Below are 13,550 nucleotides of genomic sequence, written 5' to 3'. Positions count from 1 at the left end.
CAGACGAAGGACGGAAACCGCATGTCAGAAGCCCAGACGCCCCGGACGCTGGACACCGGAGCCCAGGAACGGCCTCGGGAAACGCCCTGGGAGACGCCGGTCGTCGCGGTGGTGGTCACCCACAACCGTCTGGCCCTGCTGAAGACCTGTCTGGCGGCCATCCACGGGCAGGAGCCGCGGCCCGACCGCATCGTCGTGGTGGACAACGGCTCCAGCGACGGCACCGCCGAATGGCTGGCCGAACAGAGGGCGGTGATGCCGGAGCTTCTGGTGGTCCGGCAGGCCAACATCGGCTCCGCCGGCGCCTACCACACCGCCTTCGCCACGGCGCTGGAACTGGGCGCCCGCTGGATCTGGAGCACCGACGACGACGGCATCCCGGCGCCCGGCGCGCTGGCCGAGCTGCTGCGCCAGGGCGAGCGGCACGACCTCGACCTCGTCGGGCCGACCGTGGTCGCGGCGGAGGACCGGGGCGATCTGGCCTTCACCATGCAGGGCTTCACCAAGGCCGACGCCTTCGCCGCCGCGGCGCAGGACGGCATCGTGCCCGGCACCATCGCGCTGTTCAACGGGACCCTGCTGCGCCGCCGCGTGTTCGAGCGGATCGGCAACATCAAGCGCGAGATGTTCATCTGGGGCGACGAGTGGGAATTCACGCTGCGCGCCCGCCGGGCCGGGCTGCGCGACGGAACGGCGGTGCGCGCCCTGCATGTCCACCCGCGCAACCGCCGCACTCAGCGCCCGCTGGCCGGCGGCTTTCTCGGCACCATCGAGGAAATGCCGGAGAACCGCGCCCCCTATTTCTTCCGCAACATGGGCTACATCCACGCCACCTACGAGCGCAAGTCCATCGCCCGCATGATGGTCAAATACACGCTCTACTACCTGCTGCACCGGCGCGCCGACGTGAAGGGGCTGCGCGGCTTTTGGACCCATTACCGGGCCGGCCTCCAGAACCGCTATCCGCAGGACCTGCAGGCATCCCCCACGGCCGCGGCCCCTGTGGACGCCTCTGGCGCTCCGCCCCAGTCCTTCCCGAAAAGCGTCTGAGGGGGGCCGCATGTTCAGGGATTACACCGTCGACGGGCGGGCGGCGTCGCGCGCCGAGTCTGCGTATGTCTGGCCGGCCGCCCTGCTGATCCTGGTGGCGGCCTCGGTTCCCGTCTGGATGTTCGAGATTCCGGCGCTGGGCGACTACGTCAACCACGTCACTCGCATGTACGCCCTGGCCCATCTCGACCAGGACCCGGCGCTGGCGCAATTCTACATGGTGCGCTGGGCGATCATCCCCAATCTGGTGATGGACATCGTCGTGCCGCCGCTGGCGAAGCTGATCGGCGTGCACACGGCCAGCCGGCTGTTCGTCACCGCCAGCTATCTGGTGCTGGTGACCGGCTCCATTGCGCTGTACCGCGCCGTCTGGGGCCGGGTGGAACTGGGGCCGCTGGCCGCCGGGCTGTTCCTTTACACGCTGTCCACCTACATGGGCCTGTTCAACTACCTGTTCGGGCTGGGGCTGGCGCTGTGGGGAATCGCCGGCTGGATCGTGATGCGGGAGCGCGCGCCCTGGCAGCGCGGGCTGGCCTCGCTCGGCATCGTGCTGCTGCTGTTCATCTCGCACCTGTTCGCGCTCGGGCTTTACGGCCTGACGCTGTTGTCCTTCGAGGGCTGGCGGCTGTGGCGGAGCGGCGGCTGGCGTGAGCCGCGGCGGGCGCTGCCGGACGCGCTGGCCTTCGGTCTGCCCTTCCTGATCGTGCCGCCGCTTCTGCTGATGAGCCCGTCGTCGGGCTTCGCCGACGCGGTGCTGTGGGTCGGCACGGCGAAGCTGATGGGCTTCGACTTCCTGTTCGGTGGCTACGCCGACACGGTCGGCTATGTGACGGGCATCGCGGTCGGGCTGGGGATCGCCTGGGGCCTGTGGAGCGGGGCGTTGCGCGTCCATCCGGTCGGCGCCATCACCATCGCGCTGGGGCTGGTGGTCTACGCGGCGATGCCGCTGGTCCTGTTCGGCTCCTGGTTCGCCGACAGCCGCCTGCCCATCGGCATCGCCTTCGTCGCGCTGGGCTTCATCCGGTGGGAACTGGCGACCTCGGCCATGCGAGCGGCCTTCCTCTCCGTGGTCGTTGCACTGTCGCTGTTGCGCAGTGCCGACGCCGGGGTGGGGCTCGCCAGGGTGGACCCGCTGCTGGAGGAGGTGCGCCAGTCCCTGCAGCGGATCGAGCCGGGAAGCACGGTGCTCGCCACCTACGCCGACGAGACGCTGCACAAGTCGATCTTCCGCGCCACCCAGTTCACCGACGACCGCGCCCTGTCCTTCGGCCTGCACCACGCGCCAGTGCTCGCGCTGATGGAACGCTCCAGCCTCGTGCCGATCGCCTTCACCCATCCGGGCAAGCAGGTGCTGCTGCTGAAGCCGGACTACGCGGATCTGGATGGTGATTTCACCTACATGCCGCGCATCGGTTACGTCGCCGATGCGGTGCGCCAGCCGGGCTTGCGCGACAACCATTACTGGGCCGACTGGCCCCGGCGCTTCGGTTACGTCTATGTGCTGTTCAGCGAGCCGGGCCGCGCCAATCCGGTGCCGGAGCATCTGACGCTGGTGCAGGAGGGGCGGTACTTCCAGCTCTACAAGGTGAAGTGAGCGAGTGCGGTTGCCCCCACCCTAACCCTCCCCCGCTCTCGGCGGACCAAAGGTCCGCCTGCCGCGTCAGCGCAAACCTTTGGTTTGCGCGAGAGCTTTGCGGGAGAGGGTGCCTTCTGCGAAGCGACGACCGTCCCCTCCACCTCGAAGAGGGGGAGGGTTAGGGAGGGGGCAAAGCCACTCAGGCCGTCCCCTCCGCTCCCCAAACAAATTGGTCGAACATCGGCTGGATCACCGCCTCGCCGATGTCGCGGGTGATGAAGACGATCTTGGAGCGGTGATCCTCGCCGGGCCATTCCTGGAGCTGGACCGGCGGATGGAACATGTGCTGCACGCCGTGGACGACGACCGGCAGCGGGCTTTCCTTCACGTTCAGCAGCCCCTTGATGCGCAGCAGGTTTTCCCCGCCGGTGGCGATCAGGGCCTCCATGAAGTCGACGAAGCTGTTCCACGGGATCGGCTCGTCCACCACCATGCAAAAGGCGCGGATGTGGTCGTCGTGCCGGTTGGTGTCGTGGTGATGGTGATCGTGCCCGCAGTCGGGACCGCAGGCGTCGCCATGCTCATGGTCATGCCCATGGCCGTGATCATGAGCATGGTGGTCATGCCCGTGATCATGGTGATGGGCCTGCTCGTCGCGGTACGACTCCTCGCGGAGCCAGCGCGCCACGTCGGGGCTCTTGGTTTCCGGGTTGTAGAGACCGGCGTCGAACAGCAGAGCCGGATCGACCTCGCCGAAGGCCGCGGGGATCTGCGGGGCCGCCGGGTTGATCGCCGACAGGCGCTGGCACAGGGCGAGCGTCGTGTGGGGCGTGGCGAGGTCGGTCTTGGTCAGAACGATGCGGTCGGCGACGGCGGCCTGCTTCACGCTCTCCGGCTGGCGGTCGAGCTGGTTGGCGCCATGCACCGCGTCCACCGTGCTGATGACGCCGTCCAGGCGGAAGCGGGCGGCCAGCAGCGGGTCGCTCATCAGCGTGTGGATGATCGGGGCCGGGTCGGCGAGGCCGGTGGTCTCCACCACCACCCGGTCGAACTCCGGAATGTCGCCGCGCACGCGCTTCAGGAACAGGTCGCGCAGCGTGTCGACGAGGTCGCCGCGGATGGTGCAGCACAGGCAGCCGCTGTCCATCAGCACCATGTTCTCCGACGCCTTGGCGACCAAGAGGTGGTCCAGCCCGACCTCGCCGAACTCGTTGATGACCACGGCGGTGCGGGCCATGCCGGGATGGTGCAGGAGCCGTTGCAGCAGCGTGGTCTTGCCGCTGCCGAGGAAGCCGGTCAGCACCGAGACGGGCAGGCGGGGCGCCGGTTGGGCGGCGGGGGTGGGTGCGGCGGTCACGGGGTCTTCTCCTGGCAGTCGGTGCATGTGCCGCGCACCTCGACGGTGGGGCGGCTGACCTGGAAACCATGCTCGGCGGCGATGGTGCCGATGGCGGCGCGGATGCGCGGGTCGTCAATCTCCACGGCGTTGCCGCAGGTCTCGCACACCAGGAACTGCCCGGAATGGACGGCCCCCGGCGCCGCGCAGCCGATGTAGGCGTTCAGCGATTCGATGCGGTGGACCAGCCCGTGCTCCACCAGGAACTCCAGCGCGCGGTAGACGGTCAGCGGGGCGGTGGCCTTGCCCTCGCGCTGGCTGAGGTCTTCCAGGATGGCGTAGGCGCCGCGCGGCTTGTGGCTGTTCCAGACCAGTTCCAGCACCTGCCGGCGCAGCGCGGTCAGCCGGGCGCCGCGCTCCGCGCACAGGGCGTCGGCGCGCGTCAGCGCATCGGCGATGCAATGCGCGTGGTCGTGCCCATGGCGGGAGGCCGGGCCGGCGGTGGAGTGGGGATCGGCGGTCATGGCGTTATCTTATTACATCGCCGGACACCGACACCAGACAAAGAAGAAGGGCGGCCCCGGACGCGGGGGCCGCCCTTTCAAGGCGTGTCGCTGGATTATGGGACGGTCAGGCGTACGGTCAGAGACCGATTACGCCGCCATCCTTCTTGGTGATGGCGACCACCGACGGGCGCGGCGGCATGTTGGGCTTGAAGTCGGGCCAGCGGGTCGCCGGGTCCTCGAAGGAGGAGAGCTTGCCCTTGAAGCCTTCCCATTGGTCCACACCATCGGTGGCCGGGTGCTGCACGGCGACGAACAGGGTCTTGTCGTCGGTGGTGAAGCAGGGGCCGCACATCTCCGCGCCCACCGGCACGCGGTAGAACATCTTGGACAGGCCGCGCAGGTCGCCGTCGGTCTCCACGGCCCAGACGCCGTCGGCGGTGCCGGATGCCTTCTTCCAGTTCTCGCCCTGGTCGGTGGTGATCCACAGGCGGCCGCGGTGGTCCACCGCCGCGTTGTCGGGGCAGGAGAACCAGCCGTTGGCCGAGGTGTCGGCGTGGAACTGCGCGCCGACCTTCTCGTCCGCCGGGTTGCCGCCGCGGACCAGGATCGTCCATTCGGCCTTGGTGGCGGCGTGGTTGCCGTTTTCCGGCAGGATCTCGACGATGTGGCCCCAGTTGTTCTCGGCGCGCGGGTTGGTCGCGTCCACCTGCTCCGGCTTGCGGCGGGAGTTGTTGGTGAGGATGACGTAGACCTTGCCGGTCACCGCGTTGACCTCGATGTCCTCCGGACGGTCCATCTTGGTGGCGCCCAGCGCGTCGGCGGCGAGGCGGGCGTTGATCAGGACGGTGGCCTGGTCGGGGAAGCCCTTCTCGGCGGTCAGCGGACCCTGGCCATGGACCAGCGGTAGCCAATCGACCGAGGCGTCGGCCTTGAACTTCGCCACGTAGAGCGTCCCGGTCTCCAGGATGTCCATGTTGGCGGCGCGGTTCTTCGGGTCGAACTTCCTGGCCGCGACGAACTTGTAGACATAGTCGAAGCGCTCGTCGTCGCCGGTGTAGGCGACCACGGTGCCGTCCTTGCCGAGAGCGATCTGGCAGGCCTCATGCTTGAAGCGGCCAAGCGCCGTGCGCTTCTTCGGGGTCGAGGTCGGGTCGTAGGGATCGATCTCGACGATCCAGCCGAAGCGGTTGGACTCGTTTGGCTCCTTAGCGATGTCGAAGCGGTCGTGATGGACGCCCCAGTTGTACCATTCGCCGGGGAAGCCGTAGCGCTTCAGAACCTTGGCGTTCGGGTTGGTGTCCTCGACCTTGCCCCAGAAGTAGCCGTTGAAGTTTTCCTCCGCCGACAGCCAGGTGCCCCAGGGCGTCATGCCGCCGGAACAGTTGTTCAGCATGCCGCGGACCTTCGTGCCGGTCGGGTCGTAGCTGGTCTTCATCAGGGCATGGCCGGCGGCCGGGCCGGTGATGGCGCAGGGCGTCTCGCCGGTGATGCGGCGGTTGTAGCGGGAGTCCGCCACCGTCACCCACTTGCCCTTGACCTTGCGGATTTCGACGACGGTGCCACCGTGGGCGGCCATCTCGATGTCCACCAGCGCCTTGGTCATGCGGGCGAACTTGTCCTTCTGCTGCTCCACGCCGACGCCGGGGAACATGACCTCCTCGTCGGTGTATTCGTGGTTCACGCAGAGCAGGGCCCGGTCCGGCGACTGCGAGCCGAGCGGCAGCGGGGCGTAGCCGACGAAGTCGTTGTTGTAGCCGAACTGCTTCGACTGCGCCTCGGCCGACTGGTTCATCGGATCGAAGGCCGGCGCGCCGGGGACCACCGGGTCGCCCCAGCGGATCAGGATGTCGGCGTTGTAGCCGGATGCCACGTGATGGTCGGCGTCGACGCCGTGAGCCACTTCCTGGAAGGAGAAGCTGGCCTTGGCCGGGCGCGGGGCGCCGGTCACGGCGGCCTCGGCCGCGCGGGTCGGGGAGAGCAGGGCGGCCGGGCCGATCAGGGCGCTGACCGCGGCCCCGCTCAGCATGCCGCGCATCATGTCGCGGCGGCCGAGGCGCGCGTTGATGACGTCGCCCATGGTCGGGTTTTCGGACGGGTTGGAGCCGATGTCCTCGCGGCCCTCGAAGGTCAGATACTTGGTGCCCTTCTGGGGCAGGTCATGGGTGTCCATCGGTGTGCCTCGTCTCTTTCCGCAAATTTATTTGGGGTTGGGCGGGCGCACCTTACCGGGGGCCTGTGACGGTTTCTTTGCACCCCCATGAAGGCGGAATGAAAACACACGGTCGGGTTTCACGACTCCGTGTCGATCAATCACTGGATTTTTTGATCTCCTGGAAGGCGGCCAGCGCGCGGTCGCGGGCGGTGCCATGGTCGACGATCGGCCGCGGGTAGTCCTTGCCGAGCGTCACCCCCGCCTGCCACAGCGCCTCGTCCGGGGCTTCCCAGGGCTTGTGAATCCAGCGGTTGGACAGCTTTTCCAGTTCCGGCACGTAGCGCCGGACATAGGCCCCCTCCGGGTCGAACTTCTCGCCTTGGAGGATCGGGTTGAAGACGCGGAAGAACGGCGCCGCGTCGGCGCCGCAGCCGGCCACCCACTGCCAGTTGCCGGCGTTGTTGCCGATGTCGGCATCGACCAGCGTGTCCCAGAACCACGCCTCGCCCTCCTGCCAGGGGATCAGCAGGTCCTTGATGAGGAAGGAACCGACGATCATCCGCACGCGGTTGTGCATCCAGCCGGTCTGCCAGAGCTGCCGCATTCCGGCGTCCACGATGGGGTAGCCGGTGCGCCCGCGTTGCCACGCGCGCAGGCCCGCCTTGTCGGTCCGCCAGGGGAAGCGGGCGAAGCGCGTGTCCAGCGGCGTGTCCGGAATGCCCGGCTCCTCGCGCAGCAGGTGGTGATTGAACTCCCGCCAGCCGAGTTCCCGCAGGAAGGCTTCGGCGCCCGCGGCCAGCTCATGCCGCTGGTCGGCGGCGTGGCGCGCGGCGTGCCAGATCTGCCGTGGCCCGATCTCGCCGAAGGCGAGGTGCGGCGACATCGCAGAGGTCCCGTCATGGTCCGGGCGGTCGCGCTCCGCCGGGTAGGCGGCGACCGGGCCGTCGAGAAAATCGGCCAGCCGCTCGCGGGCCGCCGCCTCGCCGGGTGTCCAGCGCTCGCGCAGGCCGCCGGCCCAGTCCGGTGCGCTGGGCAGCAGCCCCCAGTCCTTCAGCGACTCGCTGGACACCGCCTTGGCCGGCGGGGTCAGCTTGGTCGGCGCGCGGGTGGGGCGCGGCGGCTCCGGCATCGACAGCAGCGCCTTCCAGAAGGGCGTGAAGACCCGGAAGGGCGTGTCCGACTTGGTGCGGATGGTTCCCGGCTCATAGAGCAGGGCGGCGTTGTGGGGATGCACCGTCACGCCGCGCGCGGTCAGCCGCTCGCCCACCCGGCGGTCGCGGGCGATGGCGGTGGGGCCGGCGCGGCGGTTGCACAGCACCGTGTCGGCGCCGGTTTCTTCGGCCAGCGCCGCCAGCACCGCGGCGGGGTCACCGCTGCGCAGCACCAGGGGCGAGCCGAGCGTGGCCAGCGCCTTGCCCAGCCGCTCCAGGCTGCCGTGCAGCCACCAGCGGGAGGCGGCGCCGGGAAGCCAGGGATCGTGGGCGTCCTTCTCCCGGATGTAGACCGGGATGACCGGCGCCCCATCCTCCGCCGCGGCGCTGAGCGCCGGGTTGTCGGCAAGGCGAAGATCGTTGCGGAACCAGACGAGGATGGGGGATTGATCGGTCTTCATCGGCCAACTTTAAGGACATGGACAGAAGAACGGGCATGCCAAAACGCCGCAGCCAATGACCACGGTCAGTGGCTCTTGCTACGCGGCGCCGATTGTTCCGGATCACCACGGCGGCGAAAATTTTTCCTGGGGAAATCCTATTGACGGCGATTTCCGCACCGCTATTTCCGCCTTCGCTGCCACGACGTGGAGCCGGAGGCACGGCGGCCGACGGCGCCGGTTCCACGGTCGGGGGAGGAAAGAGACGCCATCAACGGAGGAAACCATATGTCCCGCCTGTCGCGCTTGCTGACCGCCGCCACCGTCGCCCTGCCGCTGTCCCTCGCCGCCATGTCCGCAAAGGCGGCGGACATCGTGGACACTGCCGTGGCGGCGGGCCAGTTCAAGACGCTGGTCCAGGCCGTCCAGGCCGCCGGCCTCGCGGACACGCTGAAGGGCACTGGCCCCTTCACCGTCTTCGCCCCGACCGACGAGGCTTTCGCCAAGCTTCCCGCCGGCACCGTCGAAAATCTTCTGAAACCGGAGAACCGTGAGAAGCTCCGCTCCGTACTCACCTATCATGTGGTGTCGGGCAAGGTGACTTCGGCCGATATCGCCGGCAAGACGGCATCGCCGAAAACCGTGCAGGGCACCACCGTGGATATCGACGCGACGAAGGGCGGCGTGATGGTGGACAACGCGAAGGTCGTGAAGCCCGACATCATGGCGTCCAACGGCGTCATCCACGTGATCGACACGGTCATGATGCCGAACTGACGTTCTGCTTTTTCATTGAGGTCCCTCCTGCCGGACGTTTCACCGCCGGTTCCGGCAGGACCACTCGCCCGGAGAGTTCCCCCGACTCTCCGGGCTTTTTCTTTTTACGCCCTGTCCGGGGACAGGCGGCTGCGCGGGAAGCGGTGGACCTTGCCGCGGGCCAGCAGATGCACCTCGAACCGCGCCGCCAGCAGGCCGGACACCGCCGGATCCAGCACGTTCAGCCCGCCCGCGAAGGCGCCGAAGGCCGGCAGGATCAGCTTTACCCCGTCGAAGGCGAAGCAGCGCTCCCGCACCCGCCGGCCCGGCACGACGACGGCGGCCACCGGGTGCAGATGCCCCGACAACTCGCCCACGGCGCCGGGCACCGCCTCGTGCCGGAAGGTCAGCGGGCCGAGCGCCAGCTCGTCCAGGATGCGCCCGCCGAACCCCTCCGGCGGCTCCGGGTCGTGGTTGCCGGTGACCCACAGCCAATCCGTCACCCGCCCGGTCAGGTCGCGCAGCCGCGCCACGTCCCCCGCCTCCATGCGGCTCGCCGCGCGGCGGTCGTGGAAGCTGTCGCCGAGGCAGATCACCCGCTCCGGAGCCAGCCGCTCCACCAGCTCCGCCAGCCGGCCGAGCGTCGCCCGCGTGTCGTAGGGCGGCAGCATCCGCCCGCGCGCCGCGAAGGCGGAGCCCTTCTCCAGATGCAGGTCGGCGACCACCAGCGTCCGCTCCGCCGGCCAGACCAGCGCGCCTGAGGGATCGGGGGCCAGCGCGGCGCCCCGCAAGGTCATCGTCGTGTCCATGGTCATCACAGCGTCAAGCGGCCTTGGCTGTCACCGTCGGACGCCAGTTCCGGCATCGCCTCGGCCACCAGATCGGCGGCGGCCTGCTCCAGAAGCTCGTCGGTGGCGGAGCCGTCCACCCGTTCCCGCCCGATCTCCAGGATGACCGGCACGGCGAGGGGGGAGATGCGGTCGAGGTCCTTGTGGGTGATGCGGCCCTTCACCCGAACCAGGAAATCCGACAGGCGCCGCACGTCGGTCAGCCCGCCCGCCGCGTCGGCGCGGGTGGCGCGCAGCAGCACATGGCCGGGGTCGTGCTTGCGCAGCACGTCGTAGATCAGGTCGGAGGAGAAGGTGACCTGCCGCCCCGACTTCTCCTGCCCGGGATGGCGGCGGTCGATGACCCCGGTGATCAGCGCCACGTTGCGGAAGGTCCGGCGCAGCATCGAGGACTCGTCCATCCAGGCTTCCAGATCGTCGCCCAGCATGTCCTGGTCGAACAGCCCGTCCATATCCTTGGGCGTGCGCAGCGACCACACCGCCAGCACGTAATCGGTGGCGACGAAGCCGAGCGGGCCGCAGCCCATCCGCTCCATCCGCCGGGTCAGCAGCATCCCCAGGGTCTGGTGCGCGTTCCGCCCCTCGAAGGCGTAGACGACGAGGAAGCGCTTGCCCGCCTTGGGGAAGCTCTCGACCAGCAGCCCGTCGCGCGCCGGCAGGACGGAGCGCCAGCGCTGGAGCCGCAGCCATTCCTGAACGTCCTCCGGCAGGCCGGGCCACTGCGCCGGGTCGGCCAGCATGGCGCGCACCCGGTCGGCCAGCGCCGTGGTCAGCGGCAGCCGACCGCCGGCGTAGGCCGGGACCTTCGGCTCCCCGGTGCCGCCCTTCGCGACCTGTGCCTCCATCTCGCGGATGCCGAGGAACTTCAGCAACTGGCCGGCGAAGACGAAGGTGTCGCCGGGGGTGAGTCCCTGGATGAAATGCTCCTCCACCTCGCCCAGCACCGGGCCGCGGCTCAGGCGCACGCGCAGCATGGCCTCCTGCGTGATGGTGCCGACGTTCATGCGGTATTGCCGCGCCACCGCCGGCCCGGCCACCGCCATGCGCCCGTCCTCGCGCAGTTTCAGGCGGTGGAAGCGCTCGTAATTGCCGAGCGCGTAGCCACCGGTCGCCACGAAGTCCAGCACGTCGTCGAACTCGTCCCGCGGCAGCCCGGCGTAGGGGGCGGCGCGGACCACCTCGTCGTACAGGTCGTCGGGCCGGAAGGGCTCCGCGCAGGCCATGCCGAGCATGTGCTGGGCCAGCACGTCCAGCCCGCCGGGGCGGGGCCGCTCGCCGTCCAGGCTCATGGCCGCCACGGCGTCCAGGGCGGCGCGGCATTCCAGCACCTCGAACCGGTTGGCGGGGACGAGCAGGGCGCGGCTCGGCTCGTCCAGCCGGTGGTTGGCGCGGCCGATGCGCTGGACCAGCCTGCTCGCCCCCTTCGGCGCGCCGATCTGCACCACCAGATCGACCGCCGCCCAGTCGATGCCGAGGTCGAGCGAGGAGGTCGCCACCACCGCCCGCAGCTTGCCCGCCGCCATGGCGGCCTCGACCTTGCGCCGCTGCTCCGCCGCCAGCGAGCCGTGATGGAGCGCGATGGGCAGGCTGTCGTCGTTGCGGCGCCAGAGCTCCTGGAAGACCAGCTCCGCCTGGGCGCGGGTGTTGACGAAGACCAGCGTCGTGCGGTGGGCGCGGATGCGCTGGTAGACCTCTTTCAGCGCGTGCATGGCCATGCGGCCGGACCAGGGGAGCCGCTCGCGCGTCGTCAGGATCTCCACCTCGGCGGAGGCGCCGGCCCGGCCGGAGACCAGCCGCACGTCGCCGCCGTCCGCCTGCCCGGTCTTGGACAGCCAGGCGAGCAGCTGGGCCGGCTCCGCCACCGTGGCCGACAGCCCGACCCGTCGGGCCTGCGGTGCCAGCTTCGCCAGCCGCGCCAGCCCGAGGGCCAGCAGGTCGCCGCGCTTGGTCCCGGCCAGAGCGTGCAGCTCGTCGACGATGACGCAGCGCAGGTGCCGGAAGATCGTCGCCGCGTCGGCGTAGGCGATCATCAGCGCCAGACTTTCCGGCGTGGTCATCAGGATGTGCGGCGGGTTGGCCCGCTGCCGCCGCCGCTTGGATTCGGGCGTGTCGCCGGTGCGGGTTTCGGTGCGGATGGGCAGCCGCATCTCGGCGACGGGTTCCTCCAGATTGCGCTGGATGTCCACCGCGAGCGCCTTCAGCGGGGAGATGTAGAGCGTGTGCAGCCCCTCGCGCGGGCGCTCCGCCAGATCGATCAGCGAAGGCAGGAAGCCGGCCAGCGTCTTGCCGCCGCCGGTCGGGGCGATCAGCAGGGCGCTGTCCCCGGCGGCGGCGGCCTCGACCATGGCATGCTGATGCGGGTGCGGCGCCCAGCCCCGCGACCGGAACCAGCCCTGGACATTGGCGGGGAGGAGGGGGGAGGGAAGGTCGGGCATGAAGGACCGGGTGATTCGCTGAGACCGGAAAGAATAGTGTCGCGAATCGAACGGAGCAAGAACGGCCGCGCTTTTGCGTCCCGTTGACGGCTTTCGAGGCTGTGGTATTTTGGGAGGCAAGGAGGTGATGCGCCTTCGGTCTCCTGGAGGCGGAGCCGGTTTCCCGACCCCGCCCATTGGTTCCTTAGCGATCGTGGCCCTGGTTGAAGCCCGCTTCGAACTCGAACTTCATCCGGAACCAGAAGCGTCGGAGCCACTTCAGGTACCTTTTCAAGCGCATCACCTCCTCTCGGATGCCGGACGGGTAGGGCCCGCCGGCACGCAACATCCAAAGGAATGCATGGGCGCGGTCAACCGAGGATAGGGCTCGGTGGGGCGGCTGCGGCACTTGGGCGCGTGGTCGGGGTGCGAGGGCTTGCCCCCACCCTGACCCTCTCCCGCTAACGCAGGGGAGGGAATTAGGCGCCGGTGACGATGCGGACGTGGATGGGCAGGGGGATCGTGCCGCCCTGGGCCTGCGCGTCGAAGCGGCGGGTCACCTCGGCGTCCAGTTCGGCGCGCTGTCCGGCGGTGAGGGTGTGCAGGCGGTGACCGAAGCTCATCTCCAGCGTGGCGCGCCAGAAGGGCTGGCCCTGGGCGGCCTTGCGGACTGGAGTGATGTCGGTCTCGCCCACCGTGGCGAAGCCGGCGGCGCGCAAGGCCTCCGCCAGAAGGCCGGGGGCGGCGAAGCGAAACAGCGGGTCCAGGCTGCGGTCCTCGCCCAACTGGGCGGCGACGGCGTCGCCCACCGTGTCGAACAGGGCGTTGCCGGCGCGCGGCCCCCAGACCATGAAGGCCGCCCGCCCGCCGGGGCGCAGCACGCGGCGCAGTTCGGCCAGGGCCGCCGCCACGTCGGGGACGAACATGATGCCGAAGCGGCAGGTCGCCCGGTCGAAGCTCGCCGCGGCGAAGGGCAGGGCGGTCATGTCGGCGGCGGCGAAGGCCGGGCGCGGCCCGTCCGCGATCCCCGCGGCGCGGCGCCGGGCGCCGGCCATCATGCCGGGCACGAGGTCGCTGCCCACCACCAGCCCGTTCGGACCTGTCCGGAGGGCGGCGTTCAGCGCCGGTTCGCCGGCGCCGGAGGCGAGGTCCAGCACCCGGTCGCCCGCCGTTACGCCGGCGGCGTCCAGCAGGGGCTGGTTCAGCTTGTCGGCCAGATCGGCCATCGGGTCGGCCCAGCGGTCCCAGGCGTCGGCGCTGGCGGTCCAGCGGGCGCGCTCGGCGTCGCCGTCGATGGGGCAGGAGGACAAATCGGGCATGG

At 69.8% G+C, this 13,550-nt stretch carries 10 protein-coding genes; 3 read left to right on the top strand and 7 right to left on the bottom strand.

The features are described from left to right. The first annotated feature begins 21 nt into the window (after positions 1-21). Complete coding sequence (locus FBZ83_RS18820) at positions 22-1,050, top strand: glycosyltransferase (protein WP_145686906.1); 1,029 nt, start codon at positions 22-24, stop codon at positions 1,048-1,050. A gap of 10 nt (positions 1,051-1,060) precedes the next feature. After that, positions 1,061-2,644, top strand: coding sequence for a hypothetical protein (locus FBZ83_RS18815; protein ID WP_145686903.1), 1,584 nt, complete (start codon positions 1,061-1,063; stop codon positions 2,642-2,644). 181 nt (positions 2,645-2,825) lie between these two features. Here FBZ83_RS18815 and FBZ83_RS18810 read toward each other — a convergent pair whose 3' ends face one another. The 4 genes from FBZ83_RS18810 to FBZ83_RS18795 all read right to left on the bottom strand — a co-directional run bounded on the left by FBZ83_RS18810 (position 2,826) and on the right by FBZ83_RS18795 (position 8,232). After that, entirely contained in the window at positions 2,826-4,010 is a 1,185-nt protein-coding gene (locus tag FBZ83_RS18810; RefSeq protein ID WP_145686901.1) for a CobW family GTP-binding protein, read from the bottom strand. Then, positions 3,980-4,486, bottom strand: a complete 507-nt coding sequence (locus tag FBZ83_RS18805; protein WP_145686899.1) for a Fur family transcriptional regulator — start codon at positions 4,484-4,486, stop codon at positions 3,980-3,982. Before FBZ83_RS18805 ends, FBZ83_RS18810 begins: the two co-directional genes overlap by 31 nt. A 118-nt stretch (positions 4,487-4,604) precedes the next feature. Further along, positions 4,605-6,638 carry a PhoX family protein gene (locus FBZ83_RS18800; RefSeq protein ID WP_145686896.1) on the bottom strand — a complete coding sequence of 678 codons (2,034 nt, stop codon included), beginning with the start codon at positions 6,636-6,638 and terminating at the stop codon, positions 4,605-4,607. 136 nt (positions 6,639-6,774) lie between these two features. Beyond that, positions 6,775-8,232 carry a cryptochrome/photolyase family protein gene (locus FBZ83_RS18795; RefSeq protein ID WP_145686894.1) on the bottom strand — a complete coding sequence of 486 codons (1,458 nt, stop codon included), beginning with the start codon at positions 8,230-8,232 and terminating at the stop codon, positions 6,775-6,777. Positions 8,233-8,499: 267 nt separating this feature from the next. Here FBZ83_RS18795 and FBZ83_RS18790 point away from each other — a divergent pair, with 267 nt between their 5' ends. Continuing rightward, entirely contained in the window at positions 8,500-8,988 is a 489-nt protein-coding gene (locus tag FBZ83_RS18790; RefSeq protein WP_145686892.1) for a fasciclin domain-containing protein, read from the top strand. A 104-nt stretch (positions 8,989-9,092) separates the two neighbouring features. Here FBZ83_RS18790 and pdeM read toward each other — a convergent pair whose 3' ends face one another. The 3 genes from pdeM to FBZ83_RS18775 all read right to left on the bottom strand — a co-directional run bounded on the left by pdeM (position 9,093) and on the right by FBZ83_RS18775 (position 13,548). Next, on the bottom strand, positions 9,093-9,782 hold the full coding sequence (gene pdeM / locus FBZ83_RS18785) for a ligase-associated DNA damage response endonuclease PdeM (protein WP_145686890.1): 690 nt from the start codon (positions 9,780-9,782) through the stop codon (positions 9,093-9,095). Next, positions 9,782-12,250, bottom strand: coding sequence for a ligase-associated DNA damage response DEXH box helicase (locus FBZ83_RS18780; RefSeq protein ID WP_145686888.1), 2,469 nt, complete (start codon positions 12,248-12,250; stop codon positions 9,782-9,784). The genes pdeM and FBZ83_RS18780 overlap by 1 nt, the downstream gene beginning before the upstream one ends. A 458-nt stretch (positions 12,251-12,708) precedes the next feature. Further along, on the bottom strand, positions 12,709-13,548 hold the full coding sequence (locus FBZ83_RS18775; protein WP_145686886.1) for a class I SAM-dependent methyltransferase: 840 nt from the start codon (positions 13,546-13,548) through the stop codon (positions 12,709-12,711). Positions 13,549-13,550 lie beyond the last annotated feature (2 nt).

The organism is Azospirillum brasilense (assembly GCF_007827815.1).
GTDB classification, from domain to species: domain Bacteria; phylum Pseudomonadota; class Alphaproteobacteria; order Azospirillales; family Azospirillaceae; genus Azospirillum; species Azospirillum brasilense_C.
This window is presented reverse-complemented; position numbering and strand designations above follow the sequence as displayed.

Excerpts from the sequence above, each read along its gene's own strand:
- FBZ83_RS18820 (WP_145686906.1), top strand. The coding sequence starts at position 22 with ATGTCAGAAGCCCAGACGCCCCGGACGCTGGACACCGGAGCCCAGGAA.
- FBZ83_RS18815 (WP_145686903.1), top strand. The coding sequence starts at position 1,061 with ATGTTCAGGGATTACACCGTCGACGGGCGGGCGGCGTCGCGCGCCGAG.
- FBZ83_RS18810 (WP_145686901.1), bottom strand. The coding sequence starts at position 4,010 with ATGCACCGACTGCCAGGAGAAGACCCCGTGACCGCCGCACCCACCCCC.
- FBZ83_RS18805 (WP_145686899.1), bottom strand. The coding sequence starts at position 4,486 with ATGACCGCCGATCCCCACTCCACCGCCGGCCCGGCCTCCCGCCATGGG.
- FBZ83_RS18800 (WP_145686896.1), bottom strand. The coding sequence starts at position 6,638 with ATGGACACCCATGACCTGCCCCAGAAGGGCACCAAGTATCTGACCTTC.
- FBZ83_RS18795 (WP_145686894.1), bottom strand. The coding sequence starts at position 8,232 with ATGAAGACCGATCAATCCCCCATCCTCGTCTGGTTCCGCAACGATCTT.
- FBZ83_RS18790 (WP_145686892.1), top strand. The coding sequence starts at position 8,500 with ATGTCCCGCCTGTCGCGCTTGCTGACCGCCGCCACCGTCGCCCTGCCG.
- pdeM (WP_145686890.1), bottom strand. The coding sequence starts at position 9,782 with ATGACCATGGACACGACGATGACCTTGCGGGGCGCCGCGCTGGCCCCC.
- FBZ83_RS18780 (WP_145686888.1), bottom strand. The coding sequence starts at position 12,250 with ATGCCCGACCTTCCCTCCCCCCTCCTCCCCGCCAATGTCCAGGGCTGG.
- FBZ83_RS18775 (WP_145686886.1), bottom strand. The coding sequence starts at position 13,548 with ATGCCCGATTTGTCCTCCTGCCCCATCGACGGCGACGCCGAGCGCGCC.